The sequence below is a fragment of the Bradyrhizobium sp. USDA 4474 genome (assembly GCF_054057515.1).
Genome location: NZ_JBSRZJ010000002.1, coordinates 5,677,818 through 5,696,480, shown reverse-complemented (window position 1 = coordinate 5,696,480; position 18,663 = coordinate 5,677,818). Strand labels below are relative to the sequence as shown.

The 18,663-nt window shown below is 63.3% G+C and carries 17 protein-coding genes and 2 pseudogenes; 15 read left to right on the top strand and 4 right to left on the bottom strand.

Annotated features, from left to right (window positions below; translation table 11 throughout):
• Positions 1-13: 13 nt before the first annotated feature.
• The gene (cax, locus tag ACVW16_RS28465; protein WP_456738003.1) at positions 14-1,117 is read right to left on the bottom strand and encodes a calcium/proton exchanger; all 1,104 of its coding nucleotides are present in this window, start codon (positions 1,115-1,117) and stop codon (positions 14-16) included.
• Positions 1,118-1,318: 201 nt separating this feature from the next.
• Here cax and ACVW16_RS28460 point away from each other — a divergent pair, with 201 nt between their 5' ends.
• The gene (locus ACVW16_RS28460) at positions 1,319-1,675 is read left to right on the top strand and encodes a response regulator (RefSeq protein ID WP_456738002.1); all 357 of its coding nucleotides are present in this window, start codon (positions 1,319-1,321) and stop codon (positions 1,673-1,675) included.
• A gap of 173 nt (positions 1,676-1,848) precedes the next feature.
• Here the strand turns inward: ACVW16_RS28460 and ACVW16_RS28455 are convergent.
• Positions 1,849-1,953, bottom strand: a pseudogene (locus tag ACVW16_RS28455) (metallophosphoesterase family protein); the annotation flags it as partial.
• 74 nt (positions 1,954-2,027) lie between these two features.
• Between ACVW16_RS28455 and ACVW16_RS28450 the strand changes: the two are divergent.
• Positions 2,028-3,545, top strand: coding sequence for a CYTH and CHAD domain-containing protein (locus ACVW16_RS28450; protein ID WP_456738001.1), 1,518 nt, complete (start codon positions 2,028-2,030; stop codon positions 3,543-3,545).
• Between the two features lie 128 nt (positions 3,546-3,673).
• On the opposite strand, the gene ACVW16_RS28445 is transcribed toward ACVW16_RS28450, so the two are convergent.
• Positions 3,674-4,126, bottom strand: coding sequence for a cupin domain-containing protein (locus ACVW16_RS28445; protein WP_456738326.1), 453 nt, complete (start codon positions 4,124-4,126; stop codon positions 3,674-3,676).
• 458 nt (positions 4,127-4,584) lie between these two features.
• On the opposite strand from ACVW16_RS28445, the gene ACVW16_RS28440 reads away from it, so the two are divergent.
• The 7 genes from ACVW16_RS28440 to ACVW16_RS28410 all read left to right on the top strand — a co-directional run bounded on the left by ACVW16_RS28440 (position 4,585) and on the right by ACVW16_RS28410 (position 10,111).
• Positions 4,585-5,289 carry a hypothetical protein gene (locus ACVW16_RS28440; RefSeq protein WP_456738000.1) on the top strand — a complete coding sequence of 235 codons (705 nt, stop codon included), beginning with the start codon at positions 4,585-4,587 and terminating at the stop codon, positions 5,287-5,289.
• Between the two features lie 802 nt (positions 5,290-6,091).
• Entirely contained in the window at positions 6,092-6,271 is a 180-nt protein-coding gene (gene hemP, locus ACVW16_RS28435; protein ID WP_456737999.1) for a hemin uptake protein HemP, read from the top strand.
• Positions 6,272-6,558: 287 nt separating this feature from the next.
• Positions 6,559-7,428, top strand: coding sequence for a hypothetical protein (locus ACVW16_RS28430; protein WP_456702336.1), 870 nt, complete (start codon positions 6,559-6,561; stop codon positions 7,426-7,428).
• A gap of 11 nt (positions 7,429-7,439) precedes the next feature.
• Entirely contained in the window at positions 7,440-7,886 is a 447-nt protein-coding gene (locus ACVW16_RS28425; RefSeq protein WP_456702335.1) for an FMN-binding protein, read from the top strand.
• A gap of 18 nt (positions 7,887-7,904) precedes the next feature.
• On the top strand, positions 7,905-8,726 hold the full coding sequence (locus tag ACVW16_RS28420; protein WP_456737998.1) for an FAD:protein FMN transferase: 822 nt from the start codon (positions 7,905-7,907) through the stop codon (positions 8,724-8,726).
• Positions 8,727-8,771: 45 nt separating this feature from the next.
• Positions 8,772-9,158, top strand: a complete 387-nt coding sequence (locus ACVW16_RS28415) for a hypothetical protein (RefSeq protein ID WP_456702333.1) — start codon at positions 8,772-8,774, stop codon at positions 9,156-9,158.
• A 299-nt stretch (positions 9,159-9,457) separates the two neighbouring features.
• Positions 9,458-10,111 (top strand): hypothetical protein, encoded by a 654-nt coding sequence (locus tag ACVW16_RS28410; protein WP_456737997.1) that lies wholly within the window; start codon positions 9,458-9,460, stop codon positions 10,109-10,111.
• Between the two features lie 109 nt (positions 10,112-10,220).
• Here the strand turns inward: ACVW16_RS28410 and ACVW16_RS28405 are convergent, their stop codons facing one another.
• Positions 10,221-11,651: a TAXI family TRAP transporter solute-binding subunit gene (locus ACVW16_RS28405; RefSeq protein ID WP_456738325.1), complete on the bottom strand. Its 1,431-nt coding sequence runs from the start codon at positions 11,649-11,651 to the stop codon at positions 10,221-10,223.
• 257 nt (positions 11,652-11,908) lie between these two features.
• Between ACVW16_RS28405 and ACVW16_RS28400 the strand changes: the two genes are divergently transcribed.
• From ACVW16_RS28400 to ACVW16_RS28375, 6 genes and pseudogenes are all read left to right on the top strand, one after another.
• On the top strand, positions 11,909-13,153 hold the full coding sequence (locus tag ACVW16_RS28400) for an MFS transporter (RefSeq protein ID WP_456737996.1): 1,245 nt from the start codon (positions 11,909-11,911) through the stop codon (positions 13,151-13,153).
• 65 nt (positions 13,154-13,218) lie between these two features.
• Positions 13,219-14,411, top strand: a pseudogene (locus tag ACVW16_RS28395) (M20/M25/M40 family metallo-hydrolase).
• Between the two features lie 18 nt (positions 14,412-14,429).
• A complete protein-coding gene (locus ACVW16_RS28390) occupies positions 14,430-15,458 on the top strand; it encodes an AraC family transcriptional regulator ligand-binding domain-containing protein (RefSeq protein WP_456702329.1) in 1,029 nt (342 codons plus the stop codon).
• A 393-nt stretch (positions 15,459-15,851) separates the two neighbouring features.
• Positions 15,852-16,028 carry a hypothetical protein gene (locus ACVW16_RS28385; RefSeq protein ID WP_456702328.1) on the top strand — a complete coding sequence of 59 codons (177 nt, stop codon included), beginning with the start codon at positions 15,852-15,854 and terminating at the stop codon, positions 16,026-16,028.
• A gap of 121 nt (positions 16,029-16,149) precedes the next feature.
• Complete coding sequence (locus ACVW16_RS28380) at positions 16,150-17,238, top strand: mandelate racemase/muconate lactonizing enzyme family protein (RefSeq protein WP_456737995.1); 1,089 nt, start codon at positions 16,150-16,152, stop codon at positions 17,236-17,238.
• Positions 17,239-17,492: 254 nt separating this feature from the next.
• Positions 17,493-18,641: an amidohydrolase gene (locus ACVW16_RS28375; protein ID WP_456702326.1), complete on the top strand. Its 1,149-nt coding sequence runs from the start codon at positions 17,493-17,495 to the stop codon at positions 18,639-18,641.
• Positions 18,642-18,663: the final 22 nt, after the last annotated feature.

Genomic DNA, 18,663 nt, shown 5'->3' with positions numbered 1-18,663 from the left:
GGCGTCCGATGTTTCAGACAGGACCATGGGAGCCCGGTGGGACCATGTAAAGTGTCATCGCGAAGATGGCATAGATACACAATAGCAGCGCACCGACAAACCAGGCCGACCGTCCACCGTTGGTGACGAAGCATGCGACGACGCTGGCGATCATCACCATGGTCACGGCGCCCGGCCAGAATTGCAGATCCATCGGCTTCGGTCCGACGAGATAGCTGAGGAGCACAAGGAGGGGCGCAACGAACAAGGCGATCTGGGAGGCACTCCCCAACGCAATGCTCACGCTCATGTCGAGCCGGTTCCGCCGAGCGGCCGAGAATGCCACGGCCATCTCGGCTGCCGCGCCGACAAGGGCGACGACGATGAAGCCGACGAACGCCGGTGTCATACCCAGTGTCTCGGCCGCCTTCTGGACCGACTCGACGAATATCTCGCTCACGAGCGCGACCAGAACGGTCACGACCAAAAGCGTCGGAACAGCTATCGAGATCGGCAGCACGAGGCCAGCCGCTTCGGCGTGCTCGCCGCTCGCAAACAGCTCCTTGTGCGTGCGCAGCGAGAACAACAGGCTGAGACCGTAGGCAACAATCAGGAGAACAGCCAGCGCTGCGCTCAGACGATGAACGGCGGCCTCGCTTCCTTGAAAGTTGAGGTCAGCGACCGCGGACGGCGAAAGCAGGGCAATCGTGGCCATCAGGAGCAGCGCGGAGTGCAGCCGTCCCCCTGCGCGGTTATAGTCCTGCACGTGATGCCTCAGTCCGCCCAGAAGCAATGATGCTCCCAGCATGAACAGCGAATTGGTGACGATGGCGCCGGCGATGGACGCCTTGACGAGCATGTACTCACCGGCACGCAAGGCAGTCACCGCAATGATGAGCTCCGTCAAGTTCCCAAGCGTCGCGTTCAACAGCCCGCCGATGGCGTCACCGGTCTTCTCGGCAACGGCCTCGGTCGCGTGGCTCAACAGGCTTGCGAGCGGAACGATGGCGATCACCGCCAGGACGAACAGCAGCGTGTGCGCGTTCGGCATGAGGTGGGCCAACACGATGACCACGGGAACGAAGACCAGCAGCCACAGCAGCGGACTGTGCCGGATTTCCTTGAGCAGCAGGTTCATGGACCGCCCTCCTGCCCTATCCTGGCGACTGTGACCTGCCGGACGTTGATCTATCTCAACCGGCCGTTCCGGGAGGTTCGGACCGGACTCTCGAGACCCGAAACAGATTTGCAGGATCGCGGTTCGAGCAACTCGAGCCGGGTGCTGCGGAACATATTCGCCGCCTTGCACTTAACATTTGTTACGAAGCGAGGTGCTACCATGGGCCAATCGAAGCCGATCCGCCCGACCGCAATCGTCGTCGAGGATGACGACATCCAGCGCGAAATGCTGGCGATGCTGCTCGAGGACAACAACTTCGACGTGCTCCAGTGCGAGGACGCAGAGACCGCCGCTCTGGCGTTGAAAGCGCGGCATCCCAGCCTGATGGTCACGGATATCAATCTGGTCGGAAAGATGGACGGGGTGGATCTGGCGCACTTCGCCAAGCAGCATCATGCCGACGTGCGGATCATCGTGATCTCTGGCCGTCCGCTGCCCCGCCCCTTGCCGCCTGGTGCAAAATTCCTCACCAAGCCGGTCTATCCGGCAGCCCTTCTGACGGAAGCGGCGCCGTAGAAGAGGCATCCGCCGAAACCCTTCCCGCGTCGTGGTCCGCGGCGCGCGCAACATCGCGCCGCTGCTGAGCCGTCACTCCGCCGCGAGGACCCGGCGGTGACGGCAACGCTGATGATCATGTGAGGCGCGCGATGAGGAGCAATCAACCGAACCTCGGAGGAAAGAATCGCCTAACGGGCGTGCGGCGTGGCGACCTCGACCACATAAGGAACGGGCGCCCGCCCATCGTAACCAGGCAGTCCGACGCTGCCGGGATTGACGATCATTCGCGAGCGGCGCCCATGGAAATGACGGCCGCGGGCGGAACTTCCCGCGACTGCGCCACTTCTCCTCGGCAACGGGAAGTCGTCCGATGAACGCAGAAACGGAACTGAAATTCCAGCTTTCACCGGGGAAATTGTCGTCCGTGCTGCCCGACGACGCTTCGCGTCAGCGGCGCCGCGACACGTCGCGGCACACGCTCGTGTCGACCTATTTCGACACCCCCAAGCGCAAGCTCAGACGACATGGCCTGACGCTGCGGGTCCGCGAGGTCGACGGCCAGTTTGTCCAGACCGTGAAAGCGGGGGGCTCCGGCGGCATGACGCGCGGCGAATGGGAGGACGCAATTGCCGGCATGAAGCCGGACCTCGCCAAGACGAAGAATTCACCGCTCGGTGACCTCGCCCGCAGCAAGCAACTTGCTCGCAAGCTGAAGCCGGTGTTTCGGACCGATGTTCATCGTACGACCCAGGCAAGGCGGATCCGAAGCAGCCGGATCGAGCTTGCAATCGATCGCGGCCGCATCGAGGTTGGGCGCCGCTCGCGTCCCGTTTCCGAGCTGGAGCTGGAATTGAAGTCCGGACAGCTCGCCGATTTGTTCCGTCTGGCGCGGACTCTCGAACGCAGAACGGGTGCCGAGCTCGATCTGCGCTCGAAGGCTGATCGCGGCTTCCAGCTCGCGACCGGAACCGGTTTGGGTGCGCAGCGCGCCGAGCCGATCACGTTGAAGGGGGCGCTGTCCCCTCGCGAGGCGTTTTCCGTGATCGCACATTCGACGATGCGGCAGATCACGGCGAACGCCGATCCGGTGCGCACGATGCAGTCCGAAGGGGTCCACCAGATGCGTGTCGGCTTGCGGCGGCTGCGAGCCGCCATCTCCCTGTTCAAGGACGTGCTGCCGCGCGCGAGCACCGCGCGCATCAAGGCCGAGCTCAAATGGCTCACGAACGAGCTGGCGCCGGCGCGCGAGATCGACGTATTCCTGAAGGAGAGCATCCAGCCGGTCGCCGAGCAGGGCGTCCCGAAGCGCGGCCTTCAAGCGATCCAGCGGAGGTTCGCCGGGCGGAGAGCGGAAGCCTTCGACCGCGCCCGCAACGCGGTCGCATCCGCCCGGTACCGCCGCATGCTGATCGACGTGCTGCAATGGATCGAGGCCGGACGTCCTCACACCGGCGACGATCGATCGATCGCCGCCTATGCCGCCGACGTGCTTGACCGGCGGATCCGGAAGGCGCGGAAGCAGGGCAGGCAATTGGCCGAGCTTGACCCGCGACAACGCCACAAGCTGCGCATCCGGATCAAGAAAATCCGCTATGCCGTCGATTTCTTCGAGAGCCTCTATCGCGGTCGCGACCAGAACGAGCTCGCGTCCCTCTCGGGTGTGTTGAAGCGGATCCAATCCGCGCTGGGATCGCTCAACGACTTCATGGCACACCGCGAGCTGGCGACGCAGGCCGCCTTGACCGCGCCGCCGGCGAACCGGCGCGCGCAGGCTTTCGTGTCAGGCTTCATCGCCGGCGAGGAACGTGAGGCAGCACGTGGCCTGATGAAGGATGCCGCAAAGGAGCTGCATCGGTTGCACCGGCTGCGCATCGCGCCGGCCGGATGATCTTGGAGAACCGGATGGCAACCGTGGGGTCCTCTCCGTGGCAAGTTTGATCCCGCTTGCCACTCCCCACCGGCGCAAGAAGGGACATCCGGCGGCGCCAGCCTCGGGCCAGCAGCCGAAGTGCAATCTTACTCCGAAATGGCGACGGATGACGCCGCAGCGATCTTCGGCGCGTTCCGCGCGATTACGGACTTGATCTTGTTGAACACATGGATGGCGATACCGATCGGGGAATGGCGCAGGAAGGCAATCTTCCTCACATAGCCCTGAACGTGCCATTTGGCGTGCGCGCCTCTGCGAAAAATGAGCACATCGCCAACCCCATAGCGCTTCGGCGGCATCCCCTCGCTCTCAAGCATTATCCATCCTTCGAGGATCACGCTCGTCTCGTCACGATCGTAGTACCAGTTGAATTTGCCCTCGGTGCACGACCAGATCACGGTTTTGGCAGTGTTGCATGCGTTCGCCGACAGCAGGCGCAAGCGGGCTTCCGGATTGCCTTCAATGATCCAGGATGGCTCGATCGGCGACGGCGCCAGATCATCCATTCTCCAATTCCAAATTTCAATTGGCACAGGCATTGGTCCAACACCTCCGAATTCATTCACATGACTTCAAACATGCCCGTAGCGCTGGCTGCCGACTTTTCCCGGGCGCCTGCATCATTGGATTTTAGGCGAAAGGCGTGAAGAGCCAAGTTGTCGCAAGAGAGCCTTTCATCGTCGCTCTGAAGGGGTAGTCATTCTCCGCTCAAAAAAATAGGAACCAAACTACAAATCCGTTTCGCAAAGCCGAGGCAGAAGAGGAGCCGCTGCCTGCTCTGGCGGATCATCACCTTGGAACGCGCGTCTGCCAGAGTTCCCTGCTCCTTCATGTCCGCTTTGGATATGTCCGAGTGGATCACAACCGTGGATTTAGTCCCGTGCGGAACTCGAAGAACGGCGAAGTCGGTCGTCTGTCGTGGACCTCTCGATGGGGGGTACTCCTTCTGACTGGTCATTCCCTCGCGACTTTGCAGTAGACTCTTTGAGGACTGGAGGTGGACCTGAGTGCGGCGGCCCGTCGTGGCGGGCAATCGGGCTGCGCGCGAACTGAAGCGACATCGGGTGCCCAGGTGCAGAACATGCGATCCAGACCGGCAAAATCGTGGATCGGCTTGGCCTTTGCAGCCAACCTGCTTTTGGCGGCTATCATACTCGTGGTCCGCGGCGCCGACGTTCACGGCACCAATGCCGCACTTTTCGCGACAGGACGCCTCCAGTTCCTTTGGTTCTTGGCGGCATATGCTGGAGGGCCATTGACGACGCTGTTTGGTGCGACGTTTCTGCCGCTGAAGCAGCGTGGGCGCGAACTTGGCCTTGCCTTCGCAGCCGCACTCATTGTTCATCTCGCCCTTGTCAGCTGGCGTTGCTGGATTGGCGCAGTCCCGACCCTGGCCGTGTTCATCCGTTTCGGAGCCGCCGCGGCTTTGACCATTCTTCTTGCAGTTCTCTCCTTTGGAAACCTGCACGCGCTGCTCGCCCCAAAGAGCTGGAAATTACTGCGAATCATCGGAATGAATTACATTCTCTACGTGTTCCTCGTCGATTTCCAAGATCCGTTGAATCGAGGAATCATCCTGTATTTGCCCTTCGACGTGATGGCCACCGCTGCCGCCTTGCTGCAGCTGGCGGCTTGGGGCGTCCAGCTACGCTCCGCTCGAGCGACGGTCGGAGCCGTGACGCGGGACCCGGCACAGCCTTGATGACATTGCGACGAGCGAAGCAGGTCGAGTCAGCGCCTTCAAAACCACAGGCGAGATCAGCGGCCAGATGATCTGCTCGAATGCCGGTTGCCGGCCTGTCAAGCCCGGGTGTCATGTCGAGCAGCGGGAGCATTCCAGCACATCCGTTAACGCCGCTACAGACGTGTGCGACTAGCCCTTGGCGACGGCCGCATTTCAGAACTCGAGCCAAAGCTTGAAGCGTGGTCAGCGAACTGGGGTGTGTACTGATTAAGCGACGGGCCGACGGAAGTCGCAGAACGGACAGGCGCAGAGATTGGCGCCGAGCGGCGAGTTGGGCCCAAGCCTACGCCGTCGTATCGAAAACGGCGGGATTTTTCCGTACAGTGACTGACGAAACTGGCAGTCGGATCGAGGCACGGCACGCTTGGCAGTTGATCTCGCCTCATCGAGGCTCGCAGGCAGATCTAGAGTTCTTCCAAATCCTGAATGCGAGTGCAGAGCGTAGCTGCGTTGTGCTGAGCTTCCCTAGATCGTTGATCGCGCTGGCTTTAGCGAGCGCGATATTTGGAAACGCGCTTCAGCGGAAGTCTCGACAATTAGATTGATTCCAGGTGAGCTATATTGTCTCAGGCAGCCTCTACAGTTTATCTCCATCAGAAGTCGAGCTGATTGCTCGCGGAGTCGAGTTGCGAACTCCACCGGGCAACCAGTGGCGCGACTGAAGAATCTGAGATTGGACGGACACGTCCGGCCGACGGGTTTTCGCGATCGCGTCAGTGGCCGAGATGTCTGTTGGGTGACGAATGTGCGCGGGACGCCAATGACCGACAAGCCACCTCACGGCGGGGGATTGCTCGCTGTGCAATTTTCGCCACCCGCGCCGCGCACGATCAGCAGCCGCGACCTCCTGCAAGGCGAGAGGCTACTGATCATTAGGCATGACGAGGAGATCTATCGCCTGCAGTTGACGGCGGCGGGCAAGCTCATTCTGACGAAGTAGAGGCCGCCGGCCGTGAATCGGGAGATTCCGAGCCGCCGCGGACAAGGCAATTCACGTTCCCAGCCAGCCACCTCTGCGCGCAGAGGAAGCCAGCCACAGAACAAATCTTGGCAAGAGCCCAAAAGGGGGTGGCGATGGTTGGAAGACTGCACCTGGAATCATTTCGAAAGTCGACGGCGCAATCCGGCAGGGAGGCGCGACGTGGGTGTCGGTCGAAGCCGGCGAGACGCAGGAGCGTTCCGGCTCGCCGCTACGTACGCTGCGCATTGCTCGCGACGACACTGTGGTTGGCCGGTTCAGCCGCGTTCGCCGAAGAATCCGCTTTCGCCTTCGTCTACACCACCGATCTCCTGCCGCAGGGTGGCAAGGAGGTCGAGCAATGGGTGACGTGGCGGCATCAGAAGAACAGTGGCACCTATGACCAGATCGAGGGGCGAACTGAATTCGAATATGGTCTCGCCAGTAACTTGCAAGCCGCGATCTATCTCAACTATGCCTGGACGCAGGCCTATCACAACGGTCCGTTCGGCGCGACGACACCACCGGAACAGTTCTCGGATTACGCGGCCGGGCCGGACGATTTCTTCAATGCAAAGCGCTTCACCGGCGTCTCGGGCGAGTTGATTTACCGGATCCTCAGTCCCTACACCGACGGCATCGGGCTTGCGCTGTACACCGAGCCGACGGTGGGTCCGAATTTCTTCGAGGTGGAAAACAAGATCATCGTCCAGAAGAACTTCATGGACGATCTCCTGACCGTGGCGTTCAACTTCACCTGGGCGCCAGAGTTCCGCAACACGTTGGCTGATCCAACTGACCCTACTTCTGCCAGAAGCTGGGGCATGGAGACCGACATCAATTTCGGTTTCGCGGCCTCCTACCGATTTATGCCGAACTGGTCGGCGGGCTTCGAATTCATGAACGAACACGAGGTCAATAGCTTTTGGTTCAATCACGAGTCGAACAACGGCTACTATCTCGGCCCCACCTTGCACTATGGCGGCGAACGCTTCTTCCTGACGGCAACCGCGCTCTGGCAGATGCCCTGGGCAACCAATCATACGGACACAGTTCCGGGCGCTCTGGTAAACGGTTACATCGGGGACAACGATTTCGAAAGATTCCGCTTCCGGATGAAGGCCGGCTATACGTTCTGAGGGGCTGAGTCATGAAAGCGAGTCATTGGGTTTGGCTTCCGGTCGCAGCGATCTCCACGCCTGCCTATGCGGCGACCTATTTCTCCGTCGAGCAGGCGCAGCATGCGATTTTCCCGGGGGCGACGTTCTCTACCACCGGGCAGCCGAACACGTGGCGCACGTCCGGCGGCGGCTATTTCGTCGTCGAGCGCGTGGTGGGCAAGCACGAATACATCACCGTCGCAATCGGCATCAATCCGAACGGAACGGTCAAGCAGATCGAGATCATGGACTACCGGGAGTCCTACGGCTACGAGGTGCGCGACGCCTCATGGCGCGCGCAATTCGTCGGCAAGAGCGCAAGCTCACCGCTGCAACTCGGCGCCGACATCAAGAACATCAGCGGCGCGACGCTGTCATCCAAGCACATCACCGATAGCGTCAAGCGAGTCCTGCAGAATTTGAAGGCCAAAGGATGAGCTGGGAATGAGCATCCGATGAGACGCGCGCGTCCGCTGCTGGGAACGTTCGTCGAGATCGAGGCCGCTGGCCTGGCCGAGCCGGTTCTGGAGCGTGCGGTCGACGCCGCCTTCGCGGCGATCGAGCGGGTTCATCGCCTGATGAGCTTCCACGATCCGGACAGCGACCTGTCGCGTCTCAACCGCCATGGCGTATCGGGGCCGGTGGCTGTCGATCCCTGGACGATGAAAGTCCTGCATCGGGCGCGCATTCTGTTCGATGCGACGGAAGGCTTGTTCGACTGCGCTGTCGGCTACGAGGCGATGCGACGCGGGCTGCTACCGTCGCAAGGCCTCGATGACATCGAGGGTGGAACGTTCTCGGCGGTCTCATTCCTGTCCGACAACAGGATCAGATTCTCGACGAGGGTCGGCCTCGATCTCGGAGGCATCGCGAAGGGATTCGCGGTCGATCGCGCCATCGCGATGTTGCGTGCCCACGGCGTGCGCGGCGCGTTGGTCAATGCCGGCGGCGACATGCGCGTCATCGGCGAAACGGCGCAGCCCGTCTACATCCGCTGCGGACGCGATGATGGTCATGTCATGCAGGCAGGCTTGCTGCGCAACGCCGCGATCGCGACATCCGCGGCCGACGGGACCGTGCGCAAAGGCCCCCTGCCAACTTCGGAGCTGTCGCCCCCGGACGCAGCCTATTCGGTGGTAGCGCGAACATGCCTGCTGGCCGACGCGCTCACGAAGGTTCTAGTCCAGATCGGACGCACGGATGCGAATTACTTCGCCAGGTTCGGCGCACTGGCCTTCATCACGTCGGGCGGTGCGGTCGTCGAAACGGCGGCTTGACGGATGCGTCTTGGATTCTGGCAGAGAACGGCGGTGTTCGCGAGCATGACAGCTGTCAGCCTGTCCGGCCTGGCCTGGTTCTTCCTGCATGATATCGCTACCGGTGATTTCAGCGGTGCCGCGCACCTCCTGCTGACGTTGCACGGCATTTCGTCCTACGCCGTGCTGGTCGGCGTCGGCTCGCTGCTGCCGCTGCACGTCCGGGCGGGATGGCGGAGCCGGCGCAACATTGTCACCGGCACCTTGGTGACCGCAACCATGACGGTTTTGTGCGTGACCGCGCTGATGCTGTACTATGGTGAGGAAGAGACGCAAGGAGTGGCGAAATGGGTCCACCTGGTGTTCGGCTTTGGTTGTTTGGTCCTTTTTCCTGCGCATGCCTTTCTGAAAGCAAAAGCAAGGGAAGCCGAGTTGCGGACTGAGCCGACCTGAGGGCGATCGCCGGACTTGGTCGCGAAGGGCGATGTGTGGACGAACAGTCGTACAGCATCAGGCGGCAGAGACAAAGGCTCCCTGAGCAAGCGTTGGTTAGAAATTGTCGACAACGACGCCGTGATCCGGCCCAACCAGTGCCGCCGGGACCCCGCCTTCACTTTAGGATGAAGGAGGAAGTGTAATATGGATCATCTGATCGTATAGTTGATTCAAGCGAATGCCGGACACCCGGTTGGAGCAGGGTTGCATCGGCGCGTGATGTGGGACGAGAGTCCTCACTGGTAAGGACCAACTGCATGACCAAGATAGTGAATTTGGCTCTACTCTCGTCCATGGTATTGTTGACGCCGAGCATGCGGGGACCGGCGGAAGCCCAGCAAAGCAGCATGGGTTTCTTCATAACCAGTGTCGGTCTTGGAAAGGGCGGCGACCTCGGTGGGCTCGACGGGGCGGATCGACATTGCCAGACCCTCGCCCAGGCCGCAGGCGCGGGCGGCAAGACATGGCATGCCTATCTTTCGACGCAGGGGCCGGGCGCGATCAACGCCAAGGACCGGATAGGTAGCGGTCCTTGGTCCAACGCCAAGGGCATCCAGATCGCGGCAAACGTGGCCGACCTGCACAGCGACAACAACAAGATCAACAAGGAGACCGGACTCGACGAGAAGGGCATGGTGGTCAAGGGACGCGTCGACAATCCCAATCAACATGACATGCTCACCGGCACACAACAGGATGGCACGGCCATTCCGGGTGCCGACGCGACTTGCAGTAACTGGACCAGCAGCACTGACGGACAGGGCAGCGCGATCGTCGGACACCATGACCTGATCGGCAACACTCAGGGTCCCAATTTGTGGAACTATTCGCACAAGACGCCGGGTTGTTCCCAGGCGAACTTGCAGCGCGTCGGCGGCGCGGGATTGTTTTACTGCTTCGCCACCAACTGAGCGGCTGGATCGCGATCCGCACATCACTCGTGCCAACGCCTGAGGCTGAGCACCCGGGCATCCGGCCGGTCCGGCTTGTCGAGCCGACCGAGAGGATCGGAAAAGCAGATTACGTGCCGCCTGATCCTCGCGCCATTGTCGTTGCCGCTCGCACCGTCTCGACATTGGCACGTGGCAACGTCGCCCGCCTCTCGGCGATGGCGTTGCGCAACAGATCGAGAACCAGCCCGAATGCCGCGAGCTCCTCTTCCTCGATTGCGCCGTCGTCGTAGCACGCGAGTGTTTCACGGATGATCTCGTCGGCCTCATGCTGCAGAGTCAGGAGCTGCTGGTTGGACTCCGCGGTCCGCGCACTGGAAACCATCGCCAGGATTTTCTTGCGATGGCTGGTGTTTTCCTCCCTTTCGTCGCGGTTCAAATAGCGGCGCAGCCAGGCGGCCGCCGAGCCGATGCCGGAGAGAAGCAGGAGCCCGAACCAGAAGTAATCGCCGTAGCGGTCGAGAAAGCTGCGTTCATTGCCGTCGATCACGGCCGCCGCTCCCCGATGCACCGGCAACTCGGTGTCCTTCTCGAGGTCGGGCTTGGTGATGTGAGAGGCGCCAGGAACCTGCTTCGCGATCGCCTGACGAACGGCAAAGAGCTGCCGGAAGAAAGCGGCGACCGTCGTTTCGGACAGGGTCTTTCTCGCCACGATGAGGTGGCTCACGCTGACCGTCTCGACCTTGTCATCCGGCCAAGCCGGGTCCGCATTGAAGACGCTCGGCGGAATTTCCTCGGATTCATACCGGGGATGCTTCAAGGCGATCGCTTCCGATGTCTCGATGGCGAGAAACTTCGGCTCGCCTCGTATCCGCGCCGTTGCGGCGATGGCATCAGAAGTGATTTTGCTGTCGAGCGGCCCGACCGCCATGAATGCATCGAGCTGGAGGTCGCGCGCCAGTTCGTCGAGGTGGTCCGTGCCAAAATGCGTCACGGTGACCTTGTCCGCCTCGATCCCGGAGGCGCTCAGGATGACTCGCAGCAACGCGGCATTCGCCGCGGTTTTCCCTATGATACCGATATGACGCCCCGCGAGATCGGCAACCTCCTTGATTTTCGGCGTCTGCTTTCTTTTCGAGGTCCTGGTTCCACGTCCGGACGGTGTCCACAGAACGGCGAAGTTCTTGCGCAAGACCGCGACGGTCTGTGCTTCGGCGGGCATGTCCAGGTCGCCGCGGCCAACGGCCAGATCGGCCTTGCCAGCTCCGAGCAGGGCAAGGGACTCCACCGCTCCCGCGGTTTTGATCGGCGACAGCCTGACGGTCCGGCTCTCGGTGCCGAAGGCATCGGCCATCGCCTGAATGACCTTGTCGTCGTCGCTGCCAGCCGGTCCAACGGCGATCCGGAGCGTGTCCGGCCGCAACACGAAATAAAGTGCACCCGATGCGACGGCAAAAACAAGAAATCCAACCCCGAGAACCAACAATAAGGAATTGCGTCTTCTCCGCACTCGGCGGGCCGCGTCACTGGTTGTCTGGCTTGCACTCTCGGACACAGACATCACCGCTGCCAATCGCAGATGCTTCCCGTCACGCCACCTTCTCCCGAGTACAACGTCCTGACGGCCGCCGCGGTTCATCGGCCCGACGCCTGGAATGGCCGCCACCCGGGATGGCGGCACGTGGTGGACGGCTCTCAAGCCCCTCGTGATCTGTCCCCAGGTCTGGTCGGCCCTGCGCCAGCGCCTCGCCCCCAGCTGTTGGCATGGGCCGTCCGATCGTGTAACGGCACGAAAAAGCGCGTTGGGACGGGACGCTGATGAGTGCGGTTGCGACTGAAGAAGTGGGAAACGGCACCCGCGCACTGATCCTTGCGCTGCTGGCGCTGGCCTGCGGGCACATGCTCTCGACCTTGCTGCGCACCATTCCGGCGGTCAGCCTCGACCTGATGGCCGCGGATTTCCGGATGGAGCCGCAGGCACTGGCGAGCCTGACCTCGGTCTATCCCTTCGCCTTTGCCGCCGCGCAGATTCCGGTTGGCGCTGCGATGGACCGCTTCGGCGTGCGGCCGGTGTCGCTGAGCCTGCTTGCGGGAACCGTGATCGGTGCGATCGCCTCGGGCTTTGCCACGGGGCCTTCGAGCTTCGCGATGGGGCAAGTGCTGCTCGGCATCGCCACCTCAGGCATGCTGATGTGCCCGATGACGCTGGCGGCGAAGCAATTGTCGGCGGCGCGGTTCGGGCTGTGGTCGGGCGCGATCCTCTCGATCGGCAATATCGGCATGCTGTTGTCGTCGAGCCCGCTGGCCTTCGTGGTCGATCATTACGGCTGGCGCGCCGGGTTCTGGATCGCAGGCCTCGGCGGCGTCCTCGTCGCGCTCGCCGTCTTCACGCTGGTGCCGAGCCAGCCGGCCGAGCACAAGGACGATTCCTCAGCCCTGTCGCAGATGATCGCGGTGCTCAGGCTCGGCTTGTCGCGGCCCTTGCGCGGCCTGATCGCGCTGGCGCTGGTGTCGCTGTCGAGCTCGCTGGTGCTGCGCGGCCTGTGGGGCGGCCCGTGGCTGATGGACATCAAGGGATTGTCGCGGGTCGAGGCCGGCAATCAGCTCGGCGCGTTCACGCTGGCGATGATCGCCGGTCCGCTTCTCGTCGGCATGATCGACCGCAAGCTCAGTCGTCGCCGCGAGCTGGTGGCAAGCACGCATATGATCGGAGGTTTGCTGCTGGCCCTGATGGCGCTCGGCGCGCCGCATGATCTGGTCTCGATGCTGTTCGGCGTGGCTGTAATGCCGCCGCTCTATGATCTCGTACTGTTCGTGCTCATTGGCATCGCGACCTCGGCGCAGCCATTGCTGTTCGGCATGTCGCGGCAGCTGGTCGACGCGCAGACCGCGGGCAAGGCGCTCGCGGCGATCAACCTCGCCTTCTTCCTCGGTGCCGCCTTGATGCAATCGGTCACCGGTGCGGTGGCGGCATTCGCGGGGCTGCCGGCGGTGCTGCTGTTCATGGCCGCGGCGCTGCTGCTGGGTGCAACGATCTTCCTCGCCTCTACGCGCAGCGTCTGAGGCCCTTGCACAACGCATCGGCGCGGGAGATGCTGGCGCAACCGTCCAGCAAGGGAATGATTTTCATGCCTGTCGACACCAAGGCCGCGACCGACCGCCTCATGCGCTTCCTCTCCGTGGAAGGCATCACCGGACAGGAGGCGGCGATCGGGCGGGAGCTCACGGCCGCACTGAAGGACAGCGGCGTGCCGGCAAAGGCGATCCGGCTCGACGACGCCAACACCCGCATTCCCGTGCCGACCGAAACAGGCAATCTGATCGTCGACCTGCCCGGCCGCGGCGCGCTGCACAACCAGCCGCGCATCATGTTCATGACCCACATGGACACCGTGCCGCTCTGCGCCGGCGCCAAGCCGAAGAAATCCGGCCGCAGAATCGTCAACTCCGCCAAGACCGCGCTCGGCGGCGACAACCGCTGCGGCTGTGGCGTGCTGGTGACGTTAGCGGCGGAGCTGGAAAAGCAGAAGCTCGATCATCCACCGATCACGCTGTTGTTCTGCGTGCGCGAGGAAAGCGGGCTCTATGGCGCGCGCCACGTCAAGCTGGACGAGCTGGGGTCACCGGTGATGGCGTTCAACTATGACGGCGGCTCGGCCTCCAACGTCGTGATCGGCGCCGTGGGCGCGGACCGCTGGACGGCCGAGATCATGGGCCGCGCCTCGCATGCCGGCGTCGCGCCGGAGCGCGGCATTTCCGCCACCATGATCATGGCGCTCGCGCTTGCCGACGTGAAGGCCGGCGGCTGGTTCGGCAAGGTGGTGAAGGGCAAAAGACAAGGCACCAGCAATGTCGGCCCCGTCACCGGCGGCGCAGGCCGTCCCGCGGGCGATGCCACCAACGTCGTCACCGACTACGTGCATGTGCGCGGCGAAAGCCGCAGCCATGACGGAAAATTCTTCAAGGAGATCACCAAGGCCTACAAGGCCGCCTTCGAGAAGGCGGCGAAGAAGGTGACGAACGCCCAGGGCAAGTCCGGCAGGGTCAAGTTCAAGGCCGAGACCGATTATTATCCGTTCCGCATGAAGGACAGTCAGCCCGTCATCAAGCGCGCGGTCGAGGCGGTATCCGCCGTCGGCGGTACGCCGAACGTCCGCACCGCCAATGGTGGCCTCGATGCCAACTGGATGGTTCGTCACGGCATTCCGACCGTGACCTTCGGCGCGGGGCAGAACGAGGCGCACACATCGACGAGTGGATCAATCTCGACGAATATGACCGGGCGTGCGCGCTGGCCGTGCAGCTCGCGACGATGCGGTGAGCTGCCTGAGAGGCCGTCATGCGCAGCCGATCGGCGAACGGCTTGAGCTCAATCCTCAGCGCGACCGGCGGTATCGCCCGCCTCGCCTGCGCCTATCTGCGCCGCAAAGGCAGGGATCCGGCGCCGGTGCTCGAGCAAGCGGGCCTCACGCTCCAGGACATCGCGGATCCCAAGTGCCGCGTCGCCGCCGCAGCGCAGGTCAGGTTGCTCGAGCTGGCAGCCGCGGAGCTGGAAGACACGCATTTCGGCTTGCACCTCGCGCGCGACTTCGAGCTCGGCGAGATCGGTCTGGTTTACTACGTCATGGCGTCGTCCGAACATCTGGCGGACGCGCTTGCGAACGCTGCGCGGTATTGCGCGATCAACAATGAGGGCGTGCGATTGGAGGTGTCCGCCGGCCGCACGCTTTCGATCGGGCTGGAATACCTCAACCTCGATCGTCGCTTCGGTCGTCATCATGCTGAATTCTGGGTGGTGACCCTGGTGCGCATCGCGCGTGCGTTGACCGGCGGCAGGGTCTCACCAAAACAGATCACATTGAGATACGGCAGGCCACAGCTCCGCCCCGGCATCGACCTTGGCTGCGCCATCGACTATGGCGCCAATCGGGACGAGATCGCGTTTCCCGAACAGAGTGCCGCACTGCGGGTCGCGGGCGCTGATACCCATCTGAACCGGATACTGCTTGAGTATGCCGATGAGGCCTTGGGCCGACGCAAGGCGCAGCGCAGCAGCTTGCGCTCGCGCGTCGAGGACGAGCTGATCCAGCTGCTCCCCAATGGCAAGGCCAATGTGTTGGAGGTGGCGCGCCGCACAGGAATGAGTGGTCGCACGCTTGCCCGCGCTCTCTCGGACGAGGGCACGACGTTTTCCGCCGTGCTTTCCGAGTTGAGACAAGCCCTCGCCAAGCGCTATCTGCGCGATCAAGACCTGCCGATCTCGGAAATCGCCTGGCTGCTGGGCTATCGGGAAGTCAGCTCCTTCAGCCACGCCTTCACCGGCTGGACGGGAGTGACGCCGCGGCAATTCCGGACTGCGGGCTCCTGATGTCGCGCCGCTTGGCGCGAAATCCCAAAATATGGGCGGAAACCGACAAGAAAGCCCGGGGTGAAGGCTCTATTGAGTTGGCCGTGTTCTGAGGTCAACGGCGGCGGCGCGGGTTCATGCACCAATCTCTCGAAAGAACGCCGCCGCGATGTTCGCGCTGCGGCTCCGAAACGCTCCGCCTGATCGTACGCTACAGCGATCCGCGGACGGACCACGTCGTGCGCCTGTTCAAGTGCCGGTGCGGCAACGAAGTTCGAGACGAAGGGGCTTCGACATGAGGTCCTGGGACGCCTGGTTCACGGCCTCGCTCGTGTGGGTCTTGCTTCTGCTCGCCATGGTCATCTGGATCGCAGCGGCAGTCTGACGAACGGAACGTTCGCATCGAGATCGGTCATGAAGGATTTTGTCAGTTCGCTGGAGAAGCTGCGCAAGGACGCGGCTGAGGCGGCCTTGATCCGCGACCTCGCCACCCAGACCTCCAAGCGAGACCTGTTCGACCGGTTGCATCGGCACTTCAGCCGGCTGGCCGACGAGGTCGAGCGGGCGATGAAGCAGGCGCGCCGGCCGTAACGGATCGATCCGGGCGCCCGCGCGGTTCCCGCGCGCATGAGGACGCAGCAGCATTGCCGCGAACGCAGTTGCCCGAGGCTCCACGTCAGCCTAGCCTGCAACGAAAATGCAGGGAGCAAACATGCCGCGCATCGCTGATATCGAATCCGGGCTCTACCGGATCCCCCTCCCCGTTACGCTGTCGGATTCCACCCATGGCGACATGTCGGCTTTCGAGCTGATCACCTGCCGGGTGCGCGATGCCGATGGCGCGGAAGGCACTGGCTACACCTACACGGTCGGGCGCAACGGCGGCGCCGTCGCAGACATTCTCAAGCGCGAGATTCCGCCGCTGGTCGAGGGGCGCGAGGCTGAGGACACGGAAGCCCTCTGGCATCACGTCTGGTGGGGCCTGCATTATGGCGGGCGCGGCGGGCCCTCCGTGCTCGCGCTGTCCGCGCTCGACATCGCGCTGTGGGATTTGAAGGCGCGGCGGGCGAAGCTGCCGCTGTTCCGGCTGCTCGGCGGTTTCGATGCGCGCGTGCCGTGCTACGCCGGCGGCATCGACCTCGATCTGCCGGTCGAGGCGCTGTTGAAGCAGACCGACGGCAATCTCGCAAAGGGCTTTCGCGCCATCAAGATGAAGGTGGGCCGGCCCGACCTCAAATCCGACCTCGCACGCGTCGCGGCGATGCGCCAACATCTCGGCGACGGCTTTCCGCTGATGGCGGACGCGAACATGAAATGGACGGTGGAGGAAGCGATCCGCGCCGCCCGCGCCTTCGCAGCCCACGATTTGACCTGGCTGGAAGAACCCATCATCCCTGATGATGTCGCCGGCCACGCGCGCATCGTGCAGGCCGGCGGTGTGCCGATCGCGGCGGGTGAGAATCTGCGCTCGCTGTGGGAGTTCAAGAACTACATCGCATCAGGCGCGGTGTCCTATCCCGAGCCCGACGTCACCAATTGCGGCGGGGTCAGCGCCTTCATGAAGATCGCGCGGCTGGCGGAGGCCTTCAACCTGCCGGTCACCAGCCACGGCGCGCACGACATCACCGTGCATCTGCTCGCCGCCTGCCCGAACCGCTCTTATCTCGAGGCGCACGGGTTTGGGCTCGACAGGTACATCGAGCATCCGCTGCTGCTCGAAGACGGCAAGGCGCTGGCGCCGGACCGCGCGGGACACGGCATCAGCTTTGACTGGAAGGGGCTAGCTAAGTTGGCGGCGTAGGGCGGCTCCGCGGCCGGAGGTGCGCCCCTCTCCCGCTTGCGGGAGAGGGGCGTCGCCGCGGTGGGATTCCCGATGGCGAGCGAGCCCTCTCTTTTCCCGCAAGCGGGAGAGGTGAAGTGGAGGACGCGGCGCGGTCGTCTGCCCAGCAATCATCGAACCTGCCGATGCACGCGAGGCATTCCGAGGCACTTGATGCGGCACGCGGATAATCGGCTAGAGTGGTGACGGCCGTCATCATGCGAGAGATTCCTGCCTTGACCCCAGAGCTGCACCAGACACTGACCACGTGGCGCCGGCATCTGCATGCCTGCCCCGAACTGTCCTTGCAGGAAAAAGCGACCGCCGCCTTCGTGCAGGAGCGGCTCACCGAGTTCGGCATTCCCTTCGAGGCCAATATCGGCGGCCACGGCGTGGTCGCGACGCTGACGCGCGGATCGGCGCAAGGGCGCGTCGGCTTGCGTGCCGACATGGATGCACTGCCCATCACCGAGCATACTGGGCTGGCCTACGCCTCGAAAAATCCGGGCGTGATGCATGCCTGCGGACATGACGGGCACACCGCCTCGCTGCTGGGTGCGGCCGCGCTGCTGGCGGCGGACACGGACTGGAGCGGCACCGTCGATTTCATCTTCCAGCCGGCCGAGGAAGGTTTTGGCGGCTCGCGCGCGCTGGTCGCTGCCGGGCTGTTCGAGCGCTTCCCGATGGATCGCGTGTTCGGCTTCCACAACTGGCCCGGATTGGAGGCCGGCACCATCGCGGTCCACGACGGCGTGGTGATGGCGTCAGGCGGACGCGTCACCATCACCATCGAGGGCCATGCGGGACATGCCGGCATGCCGCATCTGACGCGTGATCCGGTGGTGGCGGCCGGCCATCTGATCGTGGCGATGCAGGGGATCGTGTCGCGCAGCGTCGATCCGCTCGACACCGCCGTGCTTTCGCTGTGCACGATCGAGGGCGGCACCGCGCCCAATCAAATCGCGGGCAAGGTCGTGATCCGCGGCACGCTGCGGCATCATCGCAACGACGTGAAGGACGTCATCCTGGCGCGGATCGGCGAGATCTGCGCCGGCATCGCCACGAGCTTCGACGTCAAGGTCACCCCTGATATCGTCATGGGCGTCGGCGCCACGGTCAATTCGACGGAGGAAGCGGGCCTCGCGCGCATGGCCGCTGAGAAGGTGCGGGCACCGGTCAGGCGCGATCTCGCGCCCAGCATGGCCGCCGAGGATTTTGCGTTCTATCTCCAGCACCGGCCCGGCGCGTTCGTGTGGATCGGCAACGGGCCCCTGCGCGACGGCGCCGAACTACATGGCCCGCGCTACGATTTCAACGACGCGATCCTCCCGGTCGCATCGAGCTGGATGGCGGAGGTCGCCAAGACGGCGCTGTCGGCGAATTAGAGCGGCGCGTGCTCACGCCGGT

Coding starts and splice junctions, on each gene's coding strand:
- ACVW16_RS28410 (WP_456737997.1), top strand. CDS start 9,458: ATGACCAAGATAGTGAATTTGGCTCTACTCTCGTCCATGGTATTGTTG.
- ACVW16_RS28400 (WP_456737996.1), top strand. CDS start 11,909: ATGAGTGCGGTTGCGACTGAAGAAGTGGGAAACGGCACCCGCGCACTG.
- ACVW16_RS28460 (WP_456738002.1), top strand. CDS start 1,319: ATGGGCCAATCGAAGCCGATCCGCCCGACCGCAATCGTCGTCGAGGAT.
- ACVW16_RS28385 (WP_456702328.1), top strand. CDS start 15,852: ATGAAGGATTTTGTCAGTTCGCTGGAGAAGCTGCGCAAGGACGCGGCT.
- ACVW16_RS28405 (WP_456738325.1), bottom strand. CDS start 11,651: ATGTCTGTGTCCGAGAGTGCAAGCCAGACAACCAGTGACGCGGCCCGC.
- ACVW16_RS28450 (WP_456738001.1), top strand. CDS start 2,028: ATGAACGCAGAAACGGAACTGAAATTCCAGCTTTCACCGGGGAAATTG.
- hemP (WP_456737999.1), top strand. CDS start 6,092: ATGACCGACAAGCCACCTCACGGCGGGGGATTGCTCGCTGTGCAATTT.
- ACVW16_RS28380 (WP_456737995.1), top strand. CDS start 16,150: ATGCCGCGCATCGCTGATATCGAATCCGGGCTCTACCGGATCCCCCTC.
- ACVW16_RS28415 (WP_456702333.1), top strand. CDS start 8,772: ATGACAGCTGTCAGCCTGTCCGGCCTGGCCTGGTTCTTCCTGCATGAT.
- ACVW16_RS28390 (WP_456702329.1), top strand. CDS start 14,430: ATGCGCAGCCGATCGGCGAACGGCTTGAGCTCAATCCTCAGCGCGACC.
- ACVW16_RS28420 (WP_456737998.1), top strand. CDS start 7,905: ATGAGACGCGCGCGTCCGCTGCTGGGAACGTTCGTCGAGATCGAGGCC.
- cax (WP_456738003.1), bottom strand. CDS start 1,117: ATGAACCTGCTGCTCAAGGAAATCCGGCACAGTCCGCTGCTGTGGCTG.
- ACVW16_RS28425 (WP_456702335.1), top strand. CDS start 7,440: ATGAAAGCGAGTCATTGGGTTTGGCTTCCGGTCGCAGCGATCTCCACG.
- ACVW16_RS28445 (WP_456738326.1), bottom strand. CDS start 4,126: ATGCCTGTGCCAATTGAAATTTGGAATTGGAGAATGGATGATCTGGCG.